Source organism: Kitasatospora sp. NPDC054768 (genome assembly GCF_053612025.1).
Genome location: NZ_JBSHBN010000140.1, coordinates 1 through 25,149 on the forward strand (window position 1 = coordinate 1; position 25,149 = coordinate 25,149).

A 25,149-nucleotide genomic window follows, 5' to 3' on the forward strand; every position below is an offset into this window, starting at 1 on the left:
GGGGGGGCGGGCGCGGGGGGGCCCTTTGTGCCCCCCGGGGGGGGCGGGTCCGGCGGGGCGTCCCCCCCGGGGGGCCCCTTACTAGGGGCCGCGGCGGGCGTTGGACCGGCCCCCCGCCCGCTGCCACCATGGCATTCGGCGTCACGGAGGGCCGGCCCGGCGGGCCGGTGACGGGTGTTCGAATCACCGGCTGTCGCGTACGCAACGTAACGTGACATTGTACGCTGGTGTTCTGCACCCACCCGGAGGAACACCATGGCCGACCTCAAATCCCGCACCCTGATCTCCGTACAGGAGCGGCTTCGCGACCAGGTCGCCCACGCACTCCGGGCGGCCCTGATCTCCGGCGAACTGCGCCCCGGCGTGGTCTACTCCGCACCCGCGCTCGCCGCCGACTTCGGGGTCTCCGCGACCCCGGTCCGCGAGGCCATGCTCGACCTCGCCCGCGAGGGCCTCGTCGAGGCCGTCCGCAACAAGGGCTTCCGCGTCACCGAGCTGACCGACCGCGACCTCGACGACTTCACCGAGATCCGCGCCCTGATCGAGGTCCCGACCGTCGGCCGGGTGGCGCGCACCGCCACCAAGGAGCAGCTGGAACGGCTGCGCCCGCAGGCCGAGGCGATCGTCGCGGCGGCCCGCAAGCACGACCTGATCGGCTACCTGGAGGCCGACCGCCAGTTCCACCTGGACGTGCTGGGGCTGGCCGGCAACTCCCGCCTGGTCGAGGTCGTCGGCGACCTGCGCAAGCGCTCGCGGCTGTACGGCCTCAACCGGCTCGACGAGCGCGGCGAGCTGGTCTCCTCGGCCGAGGAGCACCTGGAGCTGCTGGACCTGATGCTCGCCGGGGACTCCGCCGGCGCCGAGGCCTGCATGACCCGCCACCTCAGCCACGTCCGCTCGCTGTGGGCCGGCAGCGAGAAGCCCGCCGAGCCGGAGGCCTCGGCCCTGCGACTCGGGGCCCGCCGGAGCTGAACCACTCGTCCGGGTGAGGATCGAGGATCGGGCGCCGGGAGGCGTCCGAGTTCTACGATGATGCTCTCGACATCGGCAGCCAGGAGGAATTTCGCGATCCCCGACCTGTCGATCCTCGACGCGTACAGCGACGATCACCTGATCGAGTACAACTGCTACGACCCGGCGGTCTTCCGGCTCGTGCTGGAGGTGACCTCCTCCGATTTCGGTGACGACCTGAAGAAGAAGCCTGCCGCCTACGCATCGGCGGGGGTGCCGGTCTACGTGATCGTGGACCGGATGAACCAGCGCGTGATGGTGCTGACCGAACCCGACGACGGCGAGTACCGGGTGCACGCCGTCCACCGCCCCGGCCAGTCCTTCACCCTGCCGGAGTCGATCGGAGCGTCGGTGACGCTCTCGGTGGACGACGTGCTGACGGCCAACAAGTAGGTCAGAGCGCCGCCGCGGGCAGGGTCAGCCGGCCGTCGTGGACCTCGGCGACCTGGTCGACGGCCGTCAGGTGGGTGCGGTCGTGGGTGACCAGGACGGTGGCGGTGGCCCGGCGGTGGGTGAGGTCGGTGATCAGGTCCAGGACGGCGGCGCCGCGCTCGTGGTCGAGGGCGCTGGTCGGTTCGTCCACCAGCAGGACGGTGGGGTCGTTCATCAGCGCGCGGGCGATGTTGACCCGCTGGCGCTGGCCGCCGGAGAGCTGGTGCGGGCGGCGGGCGGCCTGGTCGCGCAGGCCGACGGCGTCCAGGAGTTCCAGGGCCCGGGGCAGGGCGGTGCGCGGGGCGCGGCCGTCCAGGTGGGCCATCACCTGCAGCTGCTCCACCGCGGTGAGCGAGGGCAGCAGATTGGGCTGCTGGAAGACGATCCCGATCCTGGTGCGGCGCAGTGCGGTGAGTTCCGCCCGGTCGAGGCCCGTGGTGTCGGTGCCGTCGATGACGACCTGCCCGGTGTCCGGGGTGATCAGGGTGGCGGCGACCGCCAGCAGGCTGGACTTGCCGGAGCCGGAGGGGCCGACGACGGCGGTGAGCGAGCCCTTGGGGACGGTCAGCGAGACCTCGTCCAGGGCCGTGAGCCGGCCGTCGCCGTCCGGGTAGGTCAGGGTGATGCGGTCGAGGGTCAAGCTCATCGGGCGCTCCCCAGGGCGGTCAGCGGGTCGACGGAGGTGATCCGGCGGATGGACAGGGCCGCGCCGATCGCGCCGAGGGCGATCATGACGGCGGCGGGCAGCAGGACGGTCGGGGCGTCCAGGACGAAGGGGACGGCGGAGCCGATCAGCGCGCCGAAGCCGACCGCGACCGCGGTGCCCAGCAGGGTGCCGAGCACCAGCAGCAGGACGGCCTGGCCGAGGGCGTCGCGCAGCAGGTAGCGGGTGGAGGCGCCGAGGGCCTTGAGGACGGCGATGTCGCCGCTGCGCTGGATCGTCCAGACCGTGAAGAACGCGCCGATCACCAGGGCGGAGATGGCGAACAGGAAGCCGCGCATCAGCTGGAGGGAGCCGTTCTCCGAGGTGTAGGAGCCGATCGCGGTGAGGGCGTCGTCGCGGGTGCGGGTCTCGGTGCCGTGGCGGGCGTCGGCGGCGGCCAGGTCGGCGCCCTTCGCCGTGGTGAGGGCGATGACGGTGGCGTGGCCGGTGCCGCCGGGGGCGGCCTGCTGCCAGTCGCCGAGGGAGGTCCAGATCACCGGGGTGTGGCTGTACGCGGCGTCGCCCTGGACGGCGGCGACCCGCAGCGGGTGGCCGCCGAGGGTGAACTCGGCGCCGGGGGCGAGGCCGCCCAGGTTCTCGGCGGCGGTCCTGGACAGCACGGCCTGGCCGGGGGCGATCCGGGTGCCCTGCGGGGCGAGCCCGGAGTCCTCCGGGACGCCGAAGGCGGAGAGCGCGGCGGTGCGCTGCCCGGCGGCGGCCTTGGTGGTGGTGATGCCGAGCGGCTGGGCGGAGGTGACGCCGGGCTCGCGGGCCCAGCCCTGCCACTGGTCGGGGGTGACCTGGGAATCGGTGAAGGAGAGCGTCTGCCCGTCGGCCGGCTTGCCGAAGACCAGGTGGTCGGCGGGCAGGCCGGTGATCGCGGAGATGTTCTGCCGACCGAGCCCGGCGGTCAGCCCGGACAGCAGGCCGACCAGTACGGTGATCAGCACGATGACGGTCCCCATCAAGGCGAACCGCCCCTTGGCGAACCTCAGGTCCCTCCAGGCGACGAACACGGTGAACCTTCCTCTGCACAGGTGTTTTCGACTCTTCCACCGTCCCGGACGGAGGGGCCCCGGGGCATCGCGCCGGGGATTGCATCCTGGGCATCAAAGGGAAGAGACCGAGTTCAACCTTTTGATTGATGCCGGACGCCAGCGCGGAACTTAGGCTGGACGGATGGCGACCGAACGATCCAGAACCACCCCCGTCGCCCGCGTCCTCCAGGTCTGCCTGCACCTGCTCGTTGCGGGCCTGCTCGCGCTCGCGGTCGCCCGGGCCGTCTTCGTCGACCGGGGCGGCGACCCCGCCGCCGTCGCCGCCGCGGCCACCGCGATGGCCGCCGTCTACACCGTCGGCCCGCAGCTGGCCGCCGTGCGCCGCTCGCGCCGGGCGGCCGCGCTCTGGCTGGTGCTGCTCGGCGCCACCTGGGCGGGCGTGCTGATCGCCACCCAGGACGGGGTCTGGCTGGCGTTCCCGCTGTACTTCCTGGAACTGCACCTGCTGGGGCGGCGCGGTGGGCTCGTCGCCGTCGGGCTGACCGCCGCCGCGTCGATCGCCGCCTGGTCCTGGCACCAGCACAGCTTCAGCTTCGCCGCCTCGATCGGGCCCGCGCTCGGCGCGGCCGTCGCCACCGCCACCGTGCTCGGCTACCAGGCGCTGTACCGGGAGAGCGAGGAGCGCCGCCGGCTGATCGACGAACTGACCGCCGCCCGCGCCGACGCCGCCGCCGCGCACCACGCGGCCGGGGTGCTGGCCGAGCGGGAGCGGCTCGCCCGGGAGATCCACGACACCCTCGCGCAGAGCCTCAGCTCCATCCAGCTGCTGCTGCGGGCGGCCCAGCGGGCCCTGCCGGAGCGCACCGAGGCCGCCGCCGGGTACGTCGAACAGGCGCGGCAGGCCGCCCAGGACAACCTGGACGAGGCCCGCAGGTTCGTCCGGGCGCTCACCCCGCCCGCGCTGGACGGCGACCCGCTGCCGGTCGCGCTGGAGCGGCTGTGCGCGACGACGACGGCGCACGGCACGCTGCCCGTCCACCTGCACGTCTTCGGCGACCCGGTCCGGCTGCCGGCCGCGCAGGAGGTCGCGCTGCTGCGGATCGCGCAGTCGGCGCTCGGCAACACCGTCCGGCACGCGGGCGCCTCGCGGGCCGACGTGACGCTCAGCTACATGGAGGGCGAAGTGGCACTGGACGTGTACGACGACGGCGCCGGGTTCGACCCGGCGGTGGTGGCGGCCGGCCGCCCCGACGGGGACGGCGGGTTCGGGCTGCCCTCGATGCGGGCCCGGGCGCGGGCGCTCGGCGGCCGCTTCACGGTGGAGTCGGCGCCCGGGCAGGGCACCACGGTGGCGGTGCAGCTGCCGGTCACCCCGGAGGCCGGCCCGTGATCAGGCTGCTCATCGCGGACGACCACCCGGTGGTGCGGGCCGGGCTGCGGGCGGTGCTGGAGTGCGAGCCGGACTTCGCCATCGTGGCGGAGGCGGCCACCGCCGAGCGGGCCGTCGAGCTGGCGGCGGAGCCGGGCGTGGACGTGGTGCTGATGGACCTCCAGTTCGGGCCGGGCTCGGCGATGAACGGGGCGCAGGCCACCGCGGCGATCACCGCCCGGGCGGGCGCGCCGCGGGTCCTGGTCGTCACCACGTACGACACCGACGCGGACACCCTGCCGGCCCTGGAGGCGGGCGCCACCGGCTACCTGCTGAAGGACGCCCCGCCGGAGGAGCTCGCCCAGGCCGTACGGGCCGCCGCGGCCGGGCGCAGCGCGCTGGCGCCCAGCGTCGCGGACCGGCTGCTGGAGCGGATGCGGACGCCGGCGGCGGCGCTCAGCGCCCGGGAGACCGAGGTGCTGGGGCTGGTCGCGGACGGGCTGACCAACCAGCAGGTCAGCCAGCGGCTGCACCTGAGCCAGGCCACGGTGAAGTCCCATCTGGTGCACATCTACACCAAGTTGGGGGTGGACTCGCGCACGGCGGCGGTGCGCGAGGCGCGGCGGCGGGGGCTGATCCGCCGAGCGTAGGGTGGGGGTGTTCCGTACCCGCAGCAGTGTGAGGAGCGCCCGATGACCGTCCGGCTCGACGAGCTCGCCGTCCCCGTGATCGCCGCCCCGATGGCGGGCGGGCCCTCGACGCCCGCACTGGTCGCGGCGGTGAACCGGGCCGGCGGGCTGGGCTTCCTGGCCGCCGGGATGAGGACCGCCGCCGGGATGTCCGAGCAGATCGCCGCGGTGCGGGCGTCGACCGGCCGGCCGTACGGGGTGAACCTCTTCGTGCCGGGCACGCCCGGGGACCGGGCGGCCGTCGCCGCCTACCGGGAGCGGCTGCGGCCCGAGGCCGAGCGGTGGGGCGTGACGCTGCCGGAGGAGGACGGGCCGGACCGGGACGACTGGGAGGCCAAGCTGGCCGCGCTGCTCGCGGACCCGGTGCCGGTGGTCTCGTACACCTTCGGGCTGCCGACGGCCGAGGCGGCGGCGGCACTGCGGGCGGCCGGGACGACCCAGATCGGCACCGTCACCACGCCGGAGGAGGCGCGGGCGGCGCAGGCGGTCGGGATGGACGCGCTGTGCGTGCAGGGCCCGGAGGCGGGCGGCCACCGCGGCACCCACCGGGTGACGGACGAGCCGGGGGAGCTGCCGCTGCTCCACCTGCTGCCCGCCGTGCGGGAGGTGACGGCGCTGCCGCTGATCGCCGCGGGCGGGCTCGGCGACGGCCCGGCCGTCGCGGCGGCCCTGCGGGCGGGAGCGGTGGCGGTGCAGCTGGGCACGGCCCTGCTGCGGTCGGACGAGTCCGGGGCCGCGGCCGCCCACCGGGCCGCGCTCGTCGAGCTGCCGGAGACGGTCGTCACCCGCGCCTTCACCGGCCGCCCGGCCCGCGGCCTGCGCAACGCCTTCATCGACCGCCACGGCCCGTACGCCCCGGCCGCCTACCCCGAGGTCAACCGCCTCACCACCCCCCTGCGCGCCGCCGCCGCCCGCCGCGGCGACACGGCCGCCATGCACCTCTGGGCCGGCACCGCCCACCACCTGGCCCGCACGGGCCCGGCGGAGGCGATCGTCATCGACCTGTGGCGGTCGGCGCGGGGGTAGCGCGGGATCGGCGGGGAGGTCGAAGTCACCGTCCGGCAGGGGGAGCGGACGATCAAGGTGGCTTGATCGTCCGCTGCCTCCTCAGGACAACAGGTCCGCCATCCAGGATTCGACGTCGGTGGCGGTGCGGGGGAGGGCGCCGGACATCAGGTGGGCGCCGTCGGCGGTGATGACCAGGTCGTCCTCGATGCGGATGCCGAGGCCGCGGAGTTCGGCGGGGAGGGTCTCGTCGTCGGGCTGGAGGTAGAGGCCGGGCTCGACGGTGAGGACCATGCCCTCCTCCAGGGTGCCGTCGAGGTAGCGGTCGGCGCGCGACTTGGCGCAGTCGTGGTAGTCGAGGCCGAGCATGTGGCCGCTGCCGCAGAGGGTGTAGCGGCGGTAGAGGCCGTTGTCCTCGGCGAGGGCCTCCTCGGCGGAGACGGGCAGGACGCCCCAGTCGGCGAGGCCTTCGGCGATGACCCGCATGGCGGCGCGGTGGAAGTCGCGGAACCGGGCCCCCGGGCGCAGTGTGGCGATGCCGGCGCTCTGGGCGGCGAGGACGAGATCGTAGGCCTGGCGCTGGACCGGGGTGAAGGTGCCGCTGAGCGGGAGGGTGCGGGTGATGTCGGCGGCGTAGAGGGTGTCGGTCTCGACGCCGGCGTCCAGGAGGAGCAGGGAGTTCGGGTCGAGGGCGCCGTCGTTGCGGATCCAGTGCAGCACGCAGGCGTGGGCGCCGGAGGCGGCGATGGTGGTGTAGGAGGTGCCGTTGCCCTCGGCGCGGGCGCGCAGGTCGAAGACGCCCTCGATCCAGCGCTCGCCGCGGTGGTGGCGCAGTGCGGTGGGCAGGGCGCGGACGACGTCCTCGAAGCCGGTGGTGGTGTGGTCGACGGCCAGTTGCAGCTGTCCGATCTCCCATTCGTCCTTGACCAGGCGCAATTCGGAGAGGACGGCGGCCAGTTCGCTGTCCCGGTGGTCGCCGTTCGGGCGCCCGGTGGCCTCGTCGACCAGCGGGTCGGTGCCGGCCAGTACCCGGGTGGGCGGCTGGGGGCCGGTGAGCAGTTTGCCGAGGTCGTCGAGGTGTTCGGTGCGCACCCCGGTGAGCTGTGCCGCCTCGGCGAGGTCGGGCCGGGCGCCGACCCAGAACTCGCCGTAGCGGCGGTCGCGGTAGAACTCGCCGCCGTCGCGGGGGGAGCGCGGGCGCAGGTAGAGCACCGGCTCGTGGCCCTCGGGGCCGGCCGGTTCGAGGACGAGGACGTGGTCGGCCTGGTCCTCCCCGGTGAGGCCGGTGAGCCAGACGTACGCGCTGTGCGGGCGGAAGCGGTAGTCGAGGTCGTTGCAGCGGACCTTGAGCCGGCCGGCCGGGACGATCAGCCGCTCGCCGGGGAAGGCGGCGGAGAGCCGGGCGCGGCGGCCGGGGAAGCGGTCGTGGCCGGGGACGCGCAGGTCGGCGGGAATGGGGGTGGCGGCCCACCGGGTGCCCATGAACGAGGCGAGGGCGGGGGAGACCGGGAGGTCGTGGCTCCCGGTGTTGAGGCCGGTCGGGGGAAGGGTCACCGGTGAACTCCTTGGTGGGGCTGGGGAGATGCCTGGCACGGACACAGCTCGGTAACGGGAGCCGTCACCTCTTGTGCAGTGCAATTTCACATTACTATGTTACGGGTCACACAGCGCAGCGGCCAGATCCGGCGGATCGGGCCCCCCACAGCGGAGTTGCACATGACCAGGCGCACCCACGCCGCCCTCGCGGCGGCCCTCGCGGCGACCCTCACCCTCGGCCTCGGGGCCTGCTCCAACGACAAGAGTGACAGCGGCAGCGACGCCGCCCCCTCCGACAGCAAGGGCCCGGGCGCCGCGTCCGGCTCGATCATCGGCGGCACCCCCGTCAAGGGCGGGACCCTCACCGTCCTGACCAACCAGGACTTCGCGCACCTCGACCCGGCCCGCAACTGGGTGGTGCCGCACATGGACTTCGGCACCCGGCTGCTCTACCGGACCCTGACCACCTTCAAGTCCGAGCCCGGTGCCACCGGCAGCGAGATCGTCCCGGACCTCGCCACCGACCTGGGCAAGTCCTCCGAGGGCGGCAAGGTGTGGACCTTCACCCTCAAGGACGGCCTCAAGTACGAGGACGGCACGCCGATCAAGTCCGCCGACATCAAGTACAACGTCGAGCGGTCCTACTCCCCGGACCTCACCGGCGGCCCCGACTACGCGATCCAGTACCTGGCCGGCGGCGAGAACTACAAGGGCCCGCTGAACGGCGAGCACCTGGCGAGCATCGAGACCCCGGACGACAGGACGATCGTCTTCCACCTGAAGCGCCCGGTCGCCGAGTTCTCCTCCACCGTCTCGCTGCCGACCTTCTCCCCGGTGCCGCAGTCCCAGGAGAAGGGCACCCAGTACGACGCCCGGCCGTTCTCCTCCGGCCCGTACAAGATCGAGACCTACGACCGCGGCAAGCAGCTGGTGCTGGTCCGCAACACCAACTGGGACCCGGCCACCGACACCGTCCGCAAGGCCTACCCGGACAAGGTCGTGGTCACCGAGGGCATCAAGGGCGGCCAGGCCGACGACCGGATCATCGCCAGCGACGGCGCCGACGCCAACGCGATCAACATGCCCTGGATGGCGCACGAGACCGTCGCCAAGGTGCTGCCCAAGCCGGACGTCAAGGCCCGGATGGCCGCCGAGGTCACCGGCTGCACCGACATGCTGTACCTGAACACCGCCAAGGCCCCCTTCGACGACCCGAAGGTGCGCGAGGCGATGATGTGGGCGGTCGACCGCGAGGCGCAGGTCACGGCCTTCGGCGGCCCGGCGATGGCCGACGTGGCGACCTCCTACCTGCCGCCCTCGCTGACCGCCGGCGTCAAGTCCGACCCGCTGAAGATCCCGGCGGCCGGCGACCAGGAGAAGGCCAAGAAGCTGCTCCAGGAGGCCGGCAAGAGCGACCTCAAGGTCTCGCTCACCGTCTCGCTCGGTGACAAGAGCCGGGCCGAGGCGATCCAGCAGTCGCTGGCCAAGGCCGGCGTCCAGGTCACCATCAACACCACCGACCCGTCCGCCTACCAGGACACCGTCGGCGACACCAAGAACGCCCCTGACCTGACCATCAGCGGCTGGTGTCCGGACTACCCCTCCGGTGCGACCTTCCTGCCGTTCCAGTTCGACGGCCGCACCATCAAGGAGAAGGGCAACCAGGGCAACCTGAGCCAGTTCAAGGACCAGGCCACGATGGACCGGATGGACCAGATCGCGGCCATGACGGACGTCAACGAGGCCAACAAGGCCTGGCAGCAGCTGGACCAGGACCTGGCGACGAAGGCCCCGGCCGTCCCGCTGATCTGGCAGCGCCGCCCCCTGCTGGTCGGCACCAACGTGGCCGGCGCGTTCGGCAACTCGGGCTTCGCCGGGATGCTCGACCTGGGTGCCATCGGCCTCAAGGACCCCGCCAAGGGCAAGTGAGGGGCCGGCAGCGATGAGTACCACCACTGAGCCCTCCGCCGTGGCCGACGCCGCGGCGGGGGGCGCCAAGAAGAGTGCCGGGCGCGGGCCCTGGCGGCTGGTCTGGGACCAGCTGTGGGCCAAGGGCCCGGCCCGGTTCGGGCTGATCACCGTCGGCGTGCTGGTCCTGGTCACCGCGCTGGCCGGGCCGCTCAGCGCGCTCGGCGGCTGGACCCCCGAGGAGTTCGACAAGCGCGCCATCGACCCGTACCTGGGCGGCGTGCCCAGGGGCGACTTCGGCGGCATCAGCGCCCGGCACTGGCTGGGCGTCGAGCCGGGCAGCGGCCGCGACCTGTTCGCCCGGGTGCTGCACGGCGGGCAGGTCTCCCTGCTGATCGCCTTCACCGCGACCGCCGTCGTCGTGATCACCGGCACCCTGGCCGGCATCGCGGCGGGCTACTTCGGCGGCCGCGTCGACACCCTGCTGTCCCGGCTGATGGACCTCACGATGTCCTTCCCCTCGCTGATCTTCATGATCGCGATGATGTCGGTGGCCAAGGACGTCAACCGGATCCTGCTGATCACCCTGGTGATCGGGCTGTTCACCTGGCCCGGCATCGCCCGGGTGGTGCGCGGCCAGACCCTCTCGCTCAAGCACCGCGAGTACGTCGAGGCCGCCAAGGTCGGCGGGGCGCGCTCCTGGCGGATCCTCACCCGCGAGATCCTGCCGAACGTCTCCGGCCCGATCATCGCCTACACCACCCTGCTCATCCCCGGCATGATCGCCACCGAGGCCGCGCTCAGCTACCTCGGCGTGGGCGTCCGCCCGCCGACCGCGTCCTGGGGCCAGATGATCGCCGAGAGCATCGTGCACTACGAGACCGACCCGACCTACTTCCTGATCCCGACCGCCTTCCTGTTCGTCGCCGTGCTCGCCTTCACCCTGCTCGGGGACGCGCTGCGGGACATCCTCGACCCCCGGGGAGGCCGGTCGTGATCCTCTACCTCGGCCGCCGCCTGCTCGGTGTGGCGGGCATCCTGCTCGCCATCTGCGCCATCACCTTCACCATCTTCTACCTGCTGCCCAACGACCCGGCCGCGGCCGCCTGCGGCAAGACCTGCAGCCCCGAGCGGCTCGCCGACGTCAAGGCGGCGATGGGCCTGGACAAGCCGGTCTGGGAGCAGTTCCTGGCCTACCTCGGCGGCATCTTCGCCGGCCGCGACTACGGCTCCGGCCCCAGCGCGGTGCACTGCGGCTTCCCCTGCCTCGGCTACTCCTACGAGTACGGGCTGCCGGTCTGGGACCTGCTCACCGACCGGCTGCCGGTCTCCGTCTCGCTGGCCCTCGGCGCGGCCGTGCTCTGGCTGCTCCTCGGCCTCGGCGCGGGCGTCACCTCGGCGCTGCGCAAGGGCCGACCGGTCGACAAGACGCTGATGGTGCTGTCCGTCGGCGCCGCCTCGCTGCCGGTCTACTTCACCTCGATCATGCTGATCTGGGGCGTCGTCAGGACGGTCGGGCTGCTGCCCTACCCCTCGTACCACAAGTTCACCGAGAACCCCTTCGAGTGGGGCTCCAACCTGCTGCTGCCGTGGATCGCGCTGGCCCTGCTGTACGCGGCCATGTACGCCCGGCAGAGCCGCAACTCGATGATCGAGGCGATGGCCGAGCCGTACATCCGCACCGCCCGGGCCAAGGGCCTGCCGCCGCGGACGGTCACCGTCAAGCACGGGCTGCGCGCCGGGATGACGCCGATCCTGACCATCTTCGGCATGGACCTCGGCGGCCTGCTGGCCGGCGCGGTCATCACCGAGTCGATCTTCGGCCTGCCCGGCGTCGGCCGGCTGTTCTACGACGGCCTGGCCCGTTCCGACCAGCCCGTCATCCTCGGGGTCACCCTGCTCGCGGCCTTCTTCATCGTCGCGGCGAACCTGCTGGTCGACCTGCTCTACGCGTTCGTCGACCCGAGAGTGAGGTACTGATGACCAGGCTGTTGGAGGTCGAGGACCTCAAGGTCGCCTTCGACACCCCGCGCGGCACCGTCCGCGCGGTGGACGGGATCTCCTTCGCCGTCGAGGCCGGGCGCACCCTCGGGCTGGTCGGCGAGTCGGGCAGCGGAAAGTCCGTCACCTCGCTCGCCGTCATGGGCCTGCACCGCGGCGCCGCCGTCACCGGCTCGATCCGGCTGAACGGGCAGGAGCTGAACGGGCTCGGGGAGCGGGAGCTGGGCACCGTCCGGGGCCGCCGGATCGCGATGATCTTCCAGGACCCGCTGTCCAGCCTGCACCCCTTCTACACCGTCGGGGAGCAGATCGCCGAGCACTACCGGGTGCACTTCAAGGCCAACCGCAAGGCCGGGCGGGCCAAGGCGGTGGAGATGCTGGCCGAGGTCGGCATCCCGGAGCCGGCCCGCCGGGTCGACGAGTACCCGCACCAGTTCTCCGGCGGCATGCGCCAGCGCGTCATGATCGCCATGGCGCTCGCCTGCGAGCCCGAGCTGCTGATCGCCGACGAGCCCACCACGGCCCTCGACGTCACCGTCCAGGCGCAGATCCTCGACCTGATCGCCCGGATCCAGCAGGAGCGCGGCCTCGGCGTCGTGATGATCACCCACGACCTCGGCGTGGTCGCCCGGGTCGCCCACGAGGTGCTGGTCATGTACGGCGGCCGGGCCGCCGAACAGGCCCCGGTGGACCGGCTGTTCGCGCAGCCCGCGCACCCGTACACGCGCGGCCTGCTGGACTCGCTGCCGCGCCTGGACGACGCCGACGACGCCCCGCTGCGGGCCATCCCCGGCAGCCCGCCGTCGCTGATCGCCCCCGCCCCCGGCTGCTCCTTCGCCCCGCGCTGCGCCCGCACCACCGCGGCGTCCGCCGAGGAGCACACCCGCTGCCTGGCCGAGCGCCCCGTGCTCGACCGGCTCGCCCCCGGCCACCAGGCCGCCTGCCACCTGCCGCTGGTGCCGGAAGGGGTGCTGTGATGACCACACCGTCGACCAAGGGCGCGACCGCGCCGCTGCTGTCCGTCCGGGACCTGGTGAAGACCTTCCCCGGCCGGCGCGGCCGCACCGGCCGGCCCGGGGCGCCGATCCGGGCGGTGGACGGGGTGAGCTTCGACGTCGGCGCGGGCGAGACGCTCGGCCTGGTCGGCGAGTCCGGCTGCGGCAAGTCCACCACCGGGCGGATGATCGTCCGGCTGCTCGACCCGACCTCGGGCACCGTCACCTTCGACGGCACCGAGATCGGCGGGCTCTCCCAGGCCCGGCTGCGCCCGCACCGGCGCGACCTCCAGATGGTCTTCCAGGACCCGTACTCCTCGCTCAACCCCCGCCAGACGGTGGCCCGGATCATCTCCGAGCCGCTGCTGGTCCAGGGCGGGAGCGCGGCGGACGCGCGCAAGCGGGCCGGCGAGCTGATGGAGCTGGTCGGGCTGATCCCCGAGCACCTGGACCGCTACCCGCACGAGTTCTCCGGCGGCCAGGCCCAGCGCATCGGTATCGCCCGCTCGCTGGCCACCTCGCCGCGGCTGGTGATCGCCGACGAGCCGGTCTCCGCGCTGGACGTCTCCATCCAGGCCCAGGTGGTCAATCTGATGGAGCGGCTCCAGAAGGAGCTGGGGCTGGCGTACGTGTTCATCGCGCACGACCTCTCGGTGGTCAAGCGGGTCTGCGACCGGGTCGCGGTGATGTACCTGGGCCGGATCGTGGAGATCGGCGACAAGGCCGAGGTGTACGGCGCTCCCGCGCACCCGTACACCAGGGCGCTGCTGTCCGCCGTCCCGCTGCCCGACCCGGAGGCGGAGCGCAACCGGGAGCGGATCGTGCTGCTCGGCGACCCGCCGAGCCCGGCCGACCCGCCGCCCGGCTGCACCTTCCACCCGCGCTGCCCCAAGGCCCAGGACATCTGCCGGACCGAGCGGCCGCTGCTGAGGATCGCCGGGCCCGGCGAGCGGCAGGCCGCCTGCCACTTCCCGGAGGCCTGAGGCCGCACAAGCCCCCGGTCGGACGCGGCGGGGAACCCTGCGAGGGCCGCGTCCGGCCGGGTTCCACCCTTTCCCCGCCCACTTTCCCGCGCCCGCTCCTGCTGCCCGCTCACTCCTCGGCGGGCAGCAGGCCCTCCTCCGGCAGCAGCCGGCGCGGGCCGGGCCCCTCGGCGGCCAGCTCGTCCCCCGGGTTGAGCACCCGGCAGCGGCGCAGCGACACGCAGCCGCAGCCGATGCAGCCGGTCAGTTCGTCCTCCAGCCGCTCCAGCTCGGCCCGGCGGGCGCGCAGCTGCTCGGCCCAGCGCCGGGAGATCCGCTCCCAGTCGTGCTTGCCGGGCATCCGGTCCTCGGGCAGGCCGGTGAACACCTCGGCGACCTCGGAGAGCGGGATGCCGAGCCGCTTGGCGACCAGGATGAGCGAGATCCGGCGCAGCACGTGCCGCCGGTAGCGCCGCTGGTTGCCCGTCGTGCGCTCGGAGGAGATCAGCCCCTGGTCCTCGTAGAAGCGCACCGCCGAGGTCGCGATCCCGGCCCGCCGGGCCACCTCGCCGACGCTCAGCAGATCGACCGGCGCGGTGGTCATGGCGGCTCCTTGACTTCAAGTTCTCTTGAAGTCCTAGCGTACCGGACGTGACCGAATCAGCTGCCGTCGACAACGACACCACCACCGCCGAGCTGGATAGTTACCCGTCGGAGTCGCCGTCCGCGGGAGCCCCCGGCGGGTGGCGCGAACTCTTCTCCCGCCGCTACGCCGCCTCCGCCTCGATCCTGGCCGGCGGCGTCGCGCTGTACGCGATGAACCTCTACTTCACCGCCGCCCTGATGCCCTCGATCGTCGCCGACATCGGCGGCGAGCGGTACTACGCGTGGGTGGCCACCGGCTTCCTGATGGCCGCCGTCATCGCCTCGATGCTGGTCAGCCGACTGCTGGACCGCCTCGGCGCCGCCCGGGCCTACGTGCTGGGCTTCCTGGTCTTCGGCGCCGGCGCGGTGGTCAACGCGCTCAGCCCGTCGATGGCGGCGCTGATCCTCGGCCGGGTGGTGCAGGGCCTCGGCGGCGGGCTGGTGGCCGGGCTCGGCTACGCCGTGATCCGCAGCGCCCTGCCGGAGCGGCTGTGGACCCGCGCGGCCGGGCTGGTCTCCGCGATGTGGGGCGTCGGAACCCTGGTCGGACCGTCGCTGGGCGGGCTCTTCGCCCAGCTCGGCGCCTGGCGCGGGGCGTACGTCCTGCTGCTGGCCGCCGCGCTGGTGCTGGCGGTCCTGGCCCGCCGGGTGCTGCCCGGGCGCCCTGGCGCGGGGCACGGCAGCGGCCCGGTGCCGCTGCCCTCGCTGCTGCTGCTCACCCTGGCGGCCGCCGCCTTCAGCATCAGCTCGACGGTGCCGAGCGGCTGGCCGACGGCCCTGTGCCTGCTCGCCGGACTGGCGCTGCTGGTGGGCTTCGTGGCGGCCGAGCGTCGCGGGGCGGCCACGGTGCTGCCGCAGCAGACCTACCGGGCCGGCAACCCGCTGAAGTGGCTCTACCTGACCGTCGCGGTGCTCTGCGCGGGCGTGGTGACGGAGAACTTCATCCCGCTGTTCGGCCAGCAGCTGGGCGGCCTCTCCCCGCTGGTGGCCGGATTCCTCGGGGCCACGACCTCGGCCGGCTGGACCACCGCCCAGCTGTTCAGCGTCGGGATCGGGACGGCCCGCGGCCGGGCCCTGGCGATCCGCGTCGCACCGCTGGTGCTGGTCGGCGGGCTGCTGGTCTACGGGCTGACGCAGACCGGGCACGCCTCCGGGCCGCGGGTGCTGCTGTGGGCGGTGGCGCTGTTCGGCGCCGGCACCGGGATAGGCCTGGCCTTCCCACACCTGAGCGTGGCCGCGATGCGCAGCAGCGGCGACCCGGCGGAGGGCGGCAAGGCGGCCGCGGCGATCAACACCACCCAGCTGATCGCCTTCTCGGTGACCTCGGCGCTGGCCGGCACCCTGGTCAACCTGGGCGGGGACACCCCGGTCGACTCGGCCCGGTACATGACCCTGGGGATCGCCGCGATCACCGCCCTCGGGGTGGCCACCGCCGCGCGCACCGCCCGCAGCCTCGGGCGCTGAGCCGCGGCGGGTACGAGCGGGCCCCGTGGCAGGCCTCGTGGCGGGCACGAGCGGGCCCCGCCGCGGCGGGTACGAGCAGGCCCCGGATCCCTTGTCGTCGGGGGGAGCCGGGGCCGCTTCCACGGGGCTTCCCGGCTCAGGAGGCCGGGCCCACCCGGACGGTGGTGATCTTCCCGCCCTGGGACTCCCGGACGACCTCGATCTTCGTGTTGGTGTCCGGCACCTTCACCGTCAGCTGCGGCGTGGCCGGGTCGCCGTAGACCCCGGTGCGGTCGTTGAAGACCGGGACGGCCGGCTTCGACGGGATGCGCACCGCGACGCCGCCCTTGTGCAGGGTGAACGGCGTGGTCGGCTTGAGCGAGAAGGTCGCGTCGTAGGTCTGCGCCCGCCCGTTGACCAGCGTCCCGTCGGCGAAGCGGATCGGCGCCGGGCGGGCGTCGATCGGCAGGATCAGCCCGCCGCCGGGGTGGTCCTTGGTGTTGTTGTCACCGTACGAGGTGTCCCACAGCCAGATCAGGACGCCCTCCTGGTACGGGTAGTTGTCCACCACGTTGGCCTTGCCCGCGACGCCGCTGTAGCCGAAGTTGTACGGGCCGGTCCTCAGGAACGCCCCGTAGCCGGTGTAGCGGCGGTTCTCGGCGAGGTACGCGCGCGGGTGCTGCTTGACGGCGGTGCGGCCGTCGATGGCGGTGAAGCCGTTGGCGGTCCAGCCGTTCGCGCCGTTCTCGGCGCCGTCGGTGAACAGCTCGGCGCCGCCGGCGGTGGCCTTGACGGCGTCCACCAGGACGCCCCGGCCGTGGGTGTTGCTGTCCGAGGTGACGTGGAAGCGCAGCCGGACCTGCCGGCCGAGGTAGCCGTCCAGCGGGATGTGCAGCTGCTTGTAGGCGCCGGACGCGCCGCTCAGGCCGGGGGTGTTGGCGCTGGTGTTGCCGATCGGGGCGCCGTCCACGGTGCCGCCGAGGGCGGTCCAGTGCTTGCCCTCGTCGGTGGAGGCCTCGACGGTCAGGAAGTCGTAGTCCTGCTCGGTGTCGTACCAGACCGCCGCGTCCAGGGCGGCCGGACCGGCGGCGGTGCGCAGGTCGACGTCCCGGGTCAGGGAGTTGTCCTGGTTGTCGCCGGTGTCGCTCCACCACTGCCTGGCGCCCTCGTACGGGTCGGCGAGGTCGGTGCGGGTGGTGCCGTCCGGCAGGTGGACCAGGACGGCCTGGGCCTGGTCGGTGTTGTAGCTGCTCACGCCGAGGGCGTGGGTGGAGCGGGTGGCGGCCTGCGCCTCGTCGTAGTCGAGCCAGCCGAACTGCAGCTTGCTCCAGGCGTCGAGGTCGCCGGGGTAGCCGCCGGTGGTGTTCGGGCCCTTGCCCAGGTACGAGCCGGAGGACATCAGCGACCAGAAGTTGACGCTGTTGTCACCGCCGTTGGTGGGGTAGAGGTCGGGCAGGCCGAGGTTGTGGCCGTACTCGTGGGCGAACAGGCCGACGCCGCTGTTCTCGCCCCCCTGGACGTAGTCGTAGACGTACAGGCCGGTGTCGCCGACGGGGGCGCCGCCGATCTTGTTGCCCTCCGGGCCGGTCTGCCCGGTCGCGTCCGGGAAGGTCCAACTGCGGTGCGCCCACAGTGCGTCGGCGCCCTGGGCGCCGCCGCCCCAGGTCTCGTCCACGCCCGCGTGCACCACGACGACGTTGTCCAGGTAGCCGTCCGGCTGGGCGAACTCGCCGTCCTTGTCGTGGTCGTAGCGGTCGTAGACGTCGTACTGGGCGAGCTGCGCCTTGATGTCGGTGGCGGAGCGGCCCTTGGCGATCTCGCCGTCGTACCAGGCCTTGACGGCGTCCCGGACGAACTCCTGCCCCTGGGTCCAGGCGCCGGAGCCCTGCGGGCCCTTGTTGCTGCCGTAGCGGGCCTCGTTGTACGGGAGGGTGACCCAGTCGCTGACGGTGCCCTCGACGTCGTACCGGCCGGAGGACTGGGTGCGGTAGTAGTTGCGCATCGACACGGCGCCGGGCGAGTCGTCGAAGAACAGCTTCTGGTAGTAGTCGCGGTTGAAGTCCTGCGACCACAGGGTGTGGTTGTCGTCCTTGCCCGGCTTGGGGATCAGGTTGTGGGCCGGGCCGGGGCTGCCGCCGTAGCGGGGCTGGCCGTTCCACTGGGTGGTGGTGTCCACCTCGTCGCCGAACTGGGCGAGGATCACGAAGACCTTGTCCGTGCGCTGGTGCGCGAGCTGGACGTAGTCGTTGCCGATCTTCACCTTCGCCGGGGCCCGCTTGCCGGCGCTCTTGGCGACGGAGCCCTTGTTGAGCTGTTCCAGGGCCTTGCCGCGCAGCGCCTGGCGCTCGCGCTCCTGCGGGGCCAGCGGGGCGGGCGGGGCCTCGGCGCCCTGTTCGGCGTCGGCCTGGGCCGCGGCGAGGGTGGCGGGGGTCGGGGGTGCGGCCTGGGCGGGGGTGCCCAGCAGGGTGGCCGCTATCGCGCCGGTGGTGAGCGCGGCGGCGAGGGCGGCGGACAGTCTGCGCAACTGACCGGTCCTTTCGGGGGGATGGGGGTCCTTCAGGTCATCAGTCGGTGAAGCGCAGGTAATATTTCACATGTGACGGGTCACGTGGAAGAGGTGTGGAGCAAGCGGAAGGGCGCCGCACCAGGAGGTACGACGCCCTTGGCCTGCCGGACCGTCGGCCGGTGGTGTACTCCAGGGCCACGCTGACCACCACCAGTGCGCCGTGGACCAGCGCGAGGGTGCTCCGCCCGGTGGCGTGCAGGGCGAGCTCCAGCCCGGAGGCGAGTCCGGCGTTGCCCGCGGTCAGTGGCGTCCACTGCCGCTGCCCGACCGGGCCGGGCGGCGATCGTGCGGAGCGTCGCAGCCCGGCCCGGGCGGTGCAAAGGACTACCCCAGGGACGCCCGCAGGAAGGCGAGTTCGGCCTCGGCCAGCTGCTCCATCAGGCCGCCCGGGGTCATGTGGGTGGCCCCGGGCAGCGGCAGCACGCTGTGCGGCCGGCCGGCCCTGGTGAGCGCCTGGGAGAGCAGCAGGGTGTGCGAGGGGTGGACGTTGTCGTCGGCCAGCCCGTGGATCAGCAGCAGCGGCCTGGCCAGGCCGGGCGCGTCGGTGATCAGGCAGTCGTCGGCGTAGCCCTCGGGGTTGTCCTGCGGCAGGCCGAGGTAGCGCTCGGTGTACGCGGTGTCGTAGAGCCGGAAGTCGGTGGGCGGGGCGCCCGCGCAGGCGGCGTGGAAGACGTCCGGGCGGCGCAGGACGGCGAGCGCCGCGAAGTAGCCGCCGTAGGACCAGCCGCGCACGCCCACCCGGCCGAGGTCGAGGTCCGGGTGCTGTTCGGCGAGCGCGTGCAGGGCGTCGACCTGGTCGTCCAGCGCCACCTGGGAGAAGCGGCGGAAGATGGTGCGGGTGAACGCGGGGGAGACGAACGGGGTGCCGCCGTTGTCGACGGTGACCACCGCGAAGCCCTGGTCGGCCCACCACTGCTTGAGCTGCCAGCGGCGCGGCTCGTTGGCCACCGCCTGGTAGCCGGGCCCGCCGTAGACGTCCAGCAGGACGGGCAGCCGCCGGCCCGGGACGTGGTCGCGCGGGTAGACCACGGCGCTGGGCAGGGCGCGCCCGGTGACCCGGGCGAGTCGCGGCTCCACCCGGTGGGGCAGCGCGGCGCTGTGGTCGGTGAGCGGCAGCTCGCGGCCGTCGCGGCTGACGACGCGCCGCACGCCCTCCGGGCCGGCCGAGGTGAGCAGCAGGGTGTCGGCGGTGGCGAGGGCCGTGTGGGTGCCGGGGCCGGAGGCGAGCGGCTCGGGGGCGCCGCCGTCCGGGTCGACCAGGTGGACGTACTGGTCGAAGGGGTCGCCCTCGCCGGTCTCGCAGAGCAGTCGGCCGTTCAGCCGGCCGACGACCCGGCGGATCTGCAGGCCGGTGGTGTCCAGGGGCTTGCCGTCCAGCGCGAGGCCGCGGGCCTGCGGGGTGTCGTGGACGGTGAGCAGCCGGCCGTCGGCCAGCCGGGCGGGGGTGCCGGGCAGGTCGTCCACCCAGAACTCGTCGGTGGTGCGGGAGAGTTCGGTGCTCGTGCCGGTGGCCGGGTCGGCGCTCAGCAGCAGCACGTTCTGCTGGAGGCGGTCGGCGACGGTGAGCAGCACCTCCTCGGTGGAGGCCCAGGAGGCGGCGCAGACGTACGGGAACTCCTCGGCGTCCCACCGCAGTCGGACCCGGGTGCCGTCGAGGCCGAGCACCCAGAGCTGGACGTCCGCGTTGGGGCCGCCGGCCTGCGGGTAGGCGAAGTCCTCGGGTGCCTCGCCGGGGTGCGCCGGGTCGGCGAAGTAGCGCCGGGGGACGGCGGATTCGTCCACCCGGGCGGCCAGCAGCGCGCCGCCGTCCGGGCGCCACCAGTGGCCGCGGGAGCGGCCGAGCTCCTCGGCGGCGGCGAACTCGGCGACGCCCCAGCGGGCGCCGTCGGCGGGGGAGAACGGTTCGAGGGCCGGCGTGACGTACAGGGCGTCCTCGGCGACGTAGGCGACGCGCTGCCCGGTGGCGTCCGGCCGGGGGTCGAACGCGGGCCCGGCGACGGGGAGTTCGTCGCTGGTGCCGGCGGTGGTGTCGGTGCGGAACAGCCGGCCGTCCAGGGTGAAGACGGCGGTGGCGAGGTCGGCGGTGGCGGCGTACGTGCCGATGCCGGCGGCGACCAGCCGGGTGCGCTCGCGCAGCCGGCGCTCGACGACGGGCAGGTCGTCGCGGCGGCCGGTGCGGCCGGGCAGCAGCGCGGCCGGGTCGGCGACCAGGCGCTCCTCGCCGGTCGCGGTGTCGAGCAGGTGGAGGCGGTCGACCGGATCCTCCGGACCGGTGGAGCGGAGCAGCAGCAGCCGGGTACCGTCCTCGGCGAGGGTGTACGCACGCGGCGCGCCGAAGGCGAACCGGCCGGTACGGGCGCTGAGGGCAAGGAAGGCGTCGGTGTTGGTCACGGCCCGATGGTGGTCGCGAGGTGTGGGCCCCGACCAGTAGTCTGTCATGTGAAATGTCACACATCAGTGAGCGTGCCGGTGTCGACCGGCCCGCCGAGACGTCGAGCCACCGGCGCGCCGACCACCGGTGCGCCGGCCAGCGGAGGAAACCGTGACCGAGGACCTGCGGACCGCCGAACCCCCGGCCCCCCTGCCCGCCGCCGACCGGCTGTTCAGCGTGTCCCCGCGGACCGCGCACCTGAACCACGGCTCGTTCGGCGCCGTTCCCGTCCCGGTGCAGCGGGCGCAGGAGCGGCTGCGCACCGAGCACGAGCGGGACCCGGACGGCTTCTTCGCCGACCTCCCCGCCCGGATCGCCGCCGCCCGCGCCCTTCTCGCCGCCGAGCTGGACACCGACCCGGACCGGCTCGCCCTGGTCGCCAACGTCACCGAGGCGGTCGCGATCGCCCTGGACAGCATCCCGTTCGCCCCCGGCGACCGGATCCTGGTCACCGACCACGGCTACGGCGCGGTGACCCGGGCCGCGGTCCGCAAGGCCGCCGAGACCGGCGCCGACGTGGTGGTCGTCGAGGTGCCGCTGGACGCCCCGGACGAGCAGGCCGTCCGGGAGGCGGTGCTCGCCGCCGTGGACGGACGCACCACCGTCGCGATCCTCGACCAGCTGACCTCGCCCACCGCCCGCCTGGTGGCCGGCCCGGCCCTGCTCGCCGACCTGCGCGCCCGCGGCGTGACCACCGTGGTCGACGGTGCCCACGCCCCCGGCATGCTGCCCGCCCCGATCGATCCGAACGCCGACTTCTGGTTCGGCAACCTGCACAAGTGGGCCTTCGCCCCGCGCGCCACCGGCGTGCTCGCCGTCCGCCCCGAGTGGACCGGCCGGGTGCGCCCGCTGGCACTGTCCTGGGAGCACGACAAGGGCTTCCCGGGCAACGTGGAGTGGCGCGGCACCTGCGACTACACCCCCTGGCTGGCCGCCCCGGCCGGCTTCGAACTGCTGCGCGACCTCGGCCACGCGGAGGTCGCCGCCCACAACACGGCCCTCGCCGCGTACGGCCGCCGGGTGCTGGCCGAGCGGGCCGGCCTGGCACCGCTGCCCGCGACCCCCGGGGTCTGGATGAGCACCGTCCGGCTGCCGGACGGGTTCGGCGAGACCGAGCCGCAGGTGAAGGCGCTGATGGCCGAGGTGTGGCACCGGCTCGGCACCCGGATCGCCGTCCGCCCGTGGGCCGGCGGCGGGGTGCTGCGGGTCAGCGCGCAGCTGTACAACCGGCCGGAGGAGTACGAGCGGCTGGCGGACGGGCTGGTGGAGCTGCTGAAGGGCTGAGTCCCGGGGCCGGGGCCGGGGATGGGGCCGGGGCCGGCCGTCGGTGGTCCCGGTGGTCCCGGTCGTCCAGGTCACGGAAAAACGGTGCTATCGATGTCACTCCTCCCGGGTAACCTCTCGCTGAGATGCGAGATCACACCAACCACACCCGGACGGCGATGAACACCCCCGATCCAGAGCCCCAGGACGACCAGGAGCTCAGCCCCGCCGAGGCGTACGCGGCCAGCCGTCGCCGGGCCAAGGAGCAGGCCACCGCCCTGTACGGCTTCCAGCAGCTCTACGACTTCCCGCTGGACGACTTCCAGCTGGCGGCCTGCGAGACGCTGGAGGCCGGATCCGGCGTCCTGGTCGCCGCCCCCACCGGCTCCGGGAAGACCATCGTCGGCGAGTTCGCCGTGCACCTGGCCCTGGCCGCGGGCCGCAAGTGCTTCTACACCACGCCGATCAAGGCGCTCTCCAACCAGAAGTACGGGGACCTGGTCAAGCGCTACGGCGCCGCCAAGGTCGGCCTGCTCACCGGCGACAACACCGTCAACGGCGACGCACCCGTGGTGGTGATGACCACCGAGGTGCTGCGCAACATGCTCTACGCGGGCTCCAGCACCCTCGACGGCCTCGGCTACGTCGTGATGGACGAGGTGCACTACCTCGCCGACCGCCTCCGCGGCGCCGTCTGGGAGGAGGTCATCATCCACCTCCCCGAGTCGGTCACCCTCGTCTCGCTCTCCGCGACCGTCTCCAACGCCGAGGAGTTCGGCGACTGGCTGGACACCGTGCGCGGCGGCACCAAGGTGATCGTCTCCGAGACCCGCCCCGTGCCGCTGTGGCAGCACGTGATGGCCGGCAACCGGATGTACGACCTGTTCGCCGACCCCGACCGCGACGGCCGCCCCAAGCACAACCTGAAGAACCCCGGCAAGGCCGTCAACCCCGAGCTGGTCCGGCTCGCCCGCTCCGAGCTCGACCGCAACCCGCGCGACCGCTTCGGCCGCGGCCGGGGCCGCTCGATGCCCAACGGCCGGCCCGGCCGGGTCTGGACGCCGAGCCGCGTGGACGTCATCGACCGGCTCGACGCCGAGGGCCTGCTGCCCGCGATCACCTTCATCTTCAGCCGGGCCGGCTGCGAGGCCGCCGTCCAGCAGTGCCTCAGCTCCGGCCTGCGGCTCAACAAGGACGCGGACCGCGCCCGGGTCCGGGCGATCGTCGAGGAGCGCTGCGCCGACATCCCCGACGAGGACCTGCACGTCCTCGGCTACTTCGAGTGGCTGGACGGGCTGGAGCGCGGCATCGCCGCCCACCACGCCGGGATGCTGCCCCGGTTCAAGGAGGTCGTCGAGGAGCTCTTCGTGAAGGGCCTGGTCAAGGCCGTCTTCGCGACCGAGACCCTGGCGCTCGGCATCAACATGCCCGCCCGCTCGGTGGTCATGGAGAAGCTCGTCAAGTGGAACGGCGAGACCCACGCCGACATCACCCCCGGCGAGTACACCCAGCTCACCGGCCGGGCCGGGCGGCGCGGCATCGACATCGAGGGCCACGCCGTGGTCCTCTGGCAGCGCGGCCTCGACCCCGAGGCGCTGGCCGGCCTGGCCGGCACCCGCACCTACCCGCTGAAGTCCTCGTTCCGGCCCTCCTACAACATGGCCGTCAACCTGGTCTCCCAGTTCGGCCGGCACCGCTCGCGCGAGCTGCTGGAAACCTCCTTCGCCCAGTTCCAGGCGGACCGCTCGGTGGTCGGCATCGCCCGCCAGGTGCAGCGCAACGAGGAGGGGCTGGAGGGCTACCGCGAGTCGATGACCTGCCACCTCGGCGACTTCGACGCGTACATGGAGCTGCGCCGCCGGCTCAAGGACCGCGAGAACGAGATGGCCCGCGAGGGCAGCAGCCAGCGCCGCGCGGCCGCCGTCGAGTCCATCGAGCAGCTCAAGCCGGGCGACGTCATCCACGTGCCCACCGGCAAGTTCGCCGGCCTCGCCCTGGTCCTCGACCCGGGCCTGCCGCCGGTCAACCGCTCCGGCCGGGGCGGCCCGCGCCACCCCGACTACCAGGACGGCCCCCGCCCGGTGGTGCTCACCGCCGAGCGGCAGGTCAAGCGGCTCGCCATGATCGACTTCCCGCACCCGGTCGTCGCGATCGAACGGCTGCGCATCCCCAAGTCCTTCAACCCGCGCAGCCCGCAGTCCCGGCGCGACCTCGCCTCGGCCCTGCGCACCAAGGCCGGTCACCTGGAGCCCGAGCGGTTCCGGCGCGGCCGCGCGGCTGCCGCCGACGACCCGGAGATCACCCGGCTGCGCACCGAACTGCGCCAGCACCCCTGCCACGGCTGCTCCGACCGCGAGGACCACGCCCGCTGGGCCGAGCGCTACCACCGGCTGCACCGCGACACCGAACTGCTGGAACGCCGGATGCGCTCGCGCACCCACACCATCGCCCGCACCTTCGACCGGGTCTGCGGACTGCTCACCGACCTCGGCTACCTGCACGGCGACACCGTCACCGACGACGGCAAGCGGCTCGGCCGGCTGTACGGCGAGCTCGACCTGCTCGCCTCCGAATGCATCCGCGAGGGCGTCTGGAGCGGCCTGGCCGCCGCCGAACTCGCCGCCTGCGCCTCGGCGCTGGTGTACGAGGCCCGCCAGTCCGACGACGCCGGCGCCCCCCGGGTGCCGGAGGGCGCGGCCAAGGAGGCGCTCGGCAAGATGGTCCGGATCTGGGGCCACCTGGACGCCCTGGAGGAGCAGCACCGGATCAACACCGCGGAGGGCGTCGGCCAGCGCGAGCCCGATCTCGGCTTCGCCTGGGTCGCCTACCGCTGGGCGCTCGGCCACAACCTCGACCAGGTCCTGCGCGACGCCGACATGCCGGCCGGCGACTTCGTCCGCTGGACCAAGCAGCTGATCGACGTCCTGGGCCAGATCCAGGACGCCGCCGGCGAGGACGTCGAACTCCGCCGGACCGCCCGCAAGGCCGTCGACGGCCTCCGCCGCGGCATCATCGCCTACTCCTCCGTGGGCTAGCCGGACACCCGAAGGGGCCCGCCCGCTCACCCGAGCGCGCGGGCCCTCTCGCTTCCCAGTGATGAGGATGAAGGGGTGGGGAAGCACCCTGCCTGCCCCGTGGTGCTTACCCCACCCCACCCCCCCCCCGGCTGCGGGAGACGGACGCCGCGTCGCG

19 protein-coding genes are annotated in these 25,149 nt (G+C 73.6%); 13 read left to right on the forward strand and 6 right to left on the reverse strand.

Annotated features, from left to right (window positions below):
* Positions 1 to 255 precede the first annotated feature (255 nt).
* Complete coding sequence (locus tag ACWGKU_RS31215) at positions 256 to 972, forward strand: GntR family transcriptional regulator (protein WP_452177277.1); 717 nt, start codon at positions 256 to 258, stop codon at positions 970 to 972.
* A 57-nt stretch (positions 973 to 1,029) separates the two neighbouring features.
* The gene (locus ACWGKU_RS31220; protein WP_452177278.1) at positions 1,030 to 1,404 is read left to right on the forward strand and encodes a Uma2 family endonuclease; all 375 of its coding nucleotides are present in this window, start codon (positions 1,030 to 1,032) and stop codon (positions 1,402 to 1,404) included.
* Between the two features lies 1 nt (position 1,405).
* On the opposite strand, the gene ACWGKU_RS31225 is transcribed toward ACWGKU_RS31220, so the two are convergent.
* Together ACWGKU_RS31225 and ACWGKU_RS31230 are read right to left on the reverse strand one after the other, a co-directional pair.
* A complete protein-coding gene (locus ACWGKU_RS31225; RefSeq protein ID WP_401043865.1) occupies positions 1,406 to 2,089 on the reverse strand; it encodes an ABC transporter ATP-binding protein in 684 nt (227 codons plus the stop codon).
* On the reverse strand, positions 2,086 to 3,162 hold the full coding sequence (locus ACWGKU_RS31230; RefSeq protein ID WP_452177279.1) for an ABC transporter permease: 1,077 nt from the start codon (positions 3,160 to 3,162) through the stop codon (positions 2,086 to 2,088). The genes ACWGKU_RS31225 and ACWGKU_RS31230 overlap by 4 nt, the downstream gene beginning before the upstream one ends.
* Positions 3,163 to 3,325: 163 nt before the next feature.
* Here ACWGKU_RS31230 and ACWGKU_RS31235 point away from each other — a divergent pair, with 163 nt between their 5' ends.
* The 3 genes from ACWGKU_RS31235 to ACWGKU_RS31245 are packed head-to-tail and all read left to right on the forward strand — an operon-like array spanning position 3,326 to position 6,228.
* On the forward strand, positions 3,326 to 4,534 hold the full coding sequence (locus ACWGKU_RS31235; RefSeq protein WP_401043870.1) for a sensor histidine kinase: 1,209 nt from the start codon (positions 3,326 to 3,328) through the stop codon (positions 4,532 to 4,534).
* Entirely contained in the window at positions 4,531 to 5,163 is a 633-nt protein-coding gene (locus ACWGKU_RS31240) for a response regulator transcription factor (RefSeq protein WP_359901106.1), read from the forward strand. The genes ACWGKU_RS31235 and ACWGKU_RS31240 overlap by 4 nt, the downstream gene beginning before the upstream one ends.
* 42 nt (positions 5,164 to 5,205) lie before the next feature.
* Positions 5,206 to 6,228 carry a nitronate monooxygenase gene (locus tag ACWGKU_RS31245; RefSeq protein ID WP_452177280.1) on the forward strand — a complete coding sequence of 341 codons (1,023 nt, stop codon included), beginning with the start codon at positions 5,206 to 5,208 and terminating at the stop codon, positions 6,226 to 6,228.
* A gap of 81 nt (positions 6,229 to 6,309) precedes the next feature.
* Here the strand turns inward: ACWGKU_RS31245 and ACWGKU_RS31250 are convergent, their stop codons facing one another.
* On the reverse strand, positions 6,310 to 7,761 hold the full coding sequence (locus ACWGKU_RS31250; RefSeq protein ID WP_401043877.1) for an aminopeptidase P family protein: 1,452 nt from the start codon (positions 7,759 to 7,761) through the stop codon (positions 6,310 to 6,312).
* A 162-nt stretch (positions 7,762 to 7,923) separates the two neighbouring features.
* On the opposite strand from ACWGKU_RS31250, the gene ACWGKU_RS31255 reads away from it, so the two are divergent.
* Genes ACWGKU_RS31255 through ACWGKU_RS31275 form a run of 5 tightly spaced genes read left to right on the forward strand, consistent with a single transcriptional unit; the run spans position 7,924 to position 13,630 of the window.
* Positions 7,924 to 9,672, forward strand: coding sequence for an ABC transporter substrate-binding protein (locus ACWGKU_RS31255; RefSeq protein ID WP_401043880.1), 1,749 nt, complete (start codon positions 7,924 to 7,926; stop codon positions 9,670 to 9,672).
* A gap of 13 nt (positions 9,673 to 9,685) precedes the next feature.
* Positions 9,686 to 10,648, forward strand: a complete 963-nt coding sequence (locus tag ACWGKU_RS31260) for an ABC transporter permease (protein WP_401043883.1) — start codon at positions 9,686 to 9,688, stop codon at positions 10,646 to 10,648.
* On the forward strand, positions 10,645 to 11,631 hold the full coding sequence (locus ACWGKU_RS31265) for an ABC transporter permease (protein ID WP_401043885.1): 987 nt from the start codon (positions 10,645 to 10,647) through the stop codon (positions 11,629 to 11,631). The genes ACWGKU_RS31260 and ACWGKU_RS31265 overlap by 4 nt, the downstream gene beginning before the upstream one ends.
* Positions 11,631 to 12,629, forward strand: a complete 999-nt coding sequence (locus ACWGKU_RS31270; protein ID WP_380544636.1) for an ABC transporter ATP-binding protein — start codon at positions 11,631 to 11,633, stop codon at positions 12,627 to 12,629. Before ACWGKU_RS31265 ends, ACWGKU_RS31270 begins: the two co-directional genes overlap by 1 nt.
* On the forward strand, positions 12,629 to 13,630 hold the full coding sequence (locus ACWGKU_RS31275; protein ID WP_359901083.1) for an ABC transporter ATP-binding protein: 1,002 nt from the start codon (positions 12,629 to 12,631) through the stop codon (positions 13,628 to 13,630). The genes ACWGKU_RS31270 and ACWGKU_RS31275 overlap by 1 nt, the downstream gene beginning before the upstream one ends.
* A gap of 109 nt (positions 13,631 to 13,739) precedes the next feature.
* On the opposite strand, the gene soxR is transcribed toward ACWGKU_RS31275, so the two are convergent.
* Entirely contained in the window at positions 13,740 to 14,213 is a 474-nt protein-coding gene (gene soxR / locus ACWGKU_RS31280; RefSeq protein ID WP_387693053.1) for a redox-sensitive transcriptional activator SoxR, read from the reverse strand.
* A 47-nt stretch (positions 14,214 to 14,260) separates the two neighbouring features.
* Between soxR and ACWGKU_RS31285 the strand changes: the two genes are divergently transcribed.
* The gene (locus ACWGKU_RS31285; protein ID WP_452177281.1) at positions 14,261 to 15,718 is read left to right on the forward strand and encodes an MFS transporter; all 1,458 of its coding nucleotides are present in this window, start codon (positions 14,261 to 14,263) and stop codon (positions 15,716 to 15,718) included.
* Between the two features lie 136 nt (positions 15,719 to 15,854).
* Here the strand turns inward: ACWGKU_RS31285 and ACWGKU_RS31290 are convergent, their stop codons facing one another.
* Complete coding sequence (locus ACWGKU_RS31290; protein ID WP_452177282.1) at positions 15,855 to 18,221, reverse strand: immune inhibitor A domain-containing protein; 2,367 nt, start codon at positions 18,219 to 18,221, stop codon at positions 15,855 to 15,857.
* A gap of 366 nt (positions 18,222 to 18,587) precedes the next feature.
* Entirely contained in the window at positions 18,588 to 20,654 is a 2,067-nt protein-coding gene (locus ACWGKU_RS31295; protein ID WP_401048242.1) for a S9 family peptidase, read from the reverse strand.
* 151 nt (positions 20,655 to 20,805) lie between these two features.
* Here ACWGKU_RS31295 and ACWGKU_RS31300 point away from each other — a divergent pair, with 151 nt between their 5' ends.
* Together ACWGKU_RS31300 and ACWGKU_RS31305 are read left to right on the forward strand one after the other, a co-directional pair.
* Positions 20,806 to 21,978, forward strand: a complete 1,173-nt coding sequence (locus ACWGKU_RS31300; RefSeq protein WP_452177283.1) for an aminotransferase class V-fold PLP-dependent enzyme — start codon at positions 20,806 to 20,808, stop codon at positions 21,976 to 21,978.
* Positions 21,979 to 22,136: 158 nt separating this feature from the next.
* On the forward strand, positions 22,137 to 24,992 hold the full coding sequence (locus ACWGKU_RS31305; protein ID WP_452177306.1) for a DEAD/DEAH box helicase: 2,856 nt from the start codon (positions 22,137 to 22,139) through the stop codon (positions 24,990 to 24,992).
* The last annotated feature ends 157 nt before the right edge of the window (positions 24,993 to 25,149 follow it).

What these genes read in the sequence shown, in the direction of transcription:
- ACWGKU_RS31305 (WP_452177306.1), top strand. Translation starts at nt 22,137, where the DNA reads ATGAACACCCCCGATCCAGAGCCCCAGGACGACCAGGAGCTCAGCCCC.
- ACWGKU_RS31225 (WP_401043865.1), bottom strand. Translation starts at nt 2,089, where the DNA reads ATGAGCTTGACCCTCGACCGCATCACCCTGACCTACCCGGACGGCGAC.
- ACWGKU_RS31235 (WP_401043870.1), top strand. Translation starts at nt 3,326, where the DNA reads ATGGCGACCGAACGATCCAGAACCACCCCCGTCGCCCGCGTCCTCCAG.
- ACWGKU_RS31215 (WP_452177277.1), top strand. Translation starts at nt 256, where the DNA reads ATGGCCGACCTCAAATCCCGCACCCTGATCTCCGTACAGGAGCGGCTT.
- soxR (WP_387693053.1), bottom strand. Translation starts at nt 14,213, where the DNA reads ATGACCACCGCGCCGGTCGATCTGCTGAGCGTCGGCGAGGTGGCCCGG.
- ACWGKU_RS31245 (WP_452177280.1), top strand. Translation starts at nt 5,206, where the DNA reads ATGACCGTCCGGCTCGACGAGCTCGCCGTCCCCGTGATCGCCGCCCCG.
- ACWGKU_RS31260 (WP_401043883.1), top strand. Translation starts at nt 9,686, where the DNA reads ATGAGTACCACCACTGAGCCCTCCGCCGTGGCCGACGCCGCGGCGGGG.
- ACWGKU_RS31255 (WP_401043880.1), top strand. Translation starts at nt 7,924, where the DNA reads ATGACCAGGCGCACCCACGCCGCCCTCGCGGCGGCCCTCGCGGCGACC.
- ACWGKU_RS31220 (WP_452177278.1), top strand. Translation starts at nt 1,030, where the DNA reads ATGATGCTCTCGACATCGGCAGCCAGGAGGAATTTCGCGATCCCCGAC.
- ACWGKU_RS31275 (WP_359901083.1), top strand. Translation starts at nt 12,629, where the DNA reads ATGACCACACCGTCGACCAAGGGCGCGACCGCGCCGCTGCTGTCCGTC.
- ACWGKU_RS31270 (WP_380544636.1), top strand. Translation starts at nt 11,631, where the DNA reads ATGACCAGGCTGTTGGAGGTCGAGGACCTCAAGGTCGCCTTCGACACC.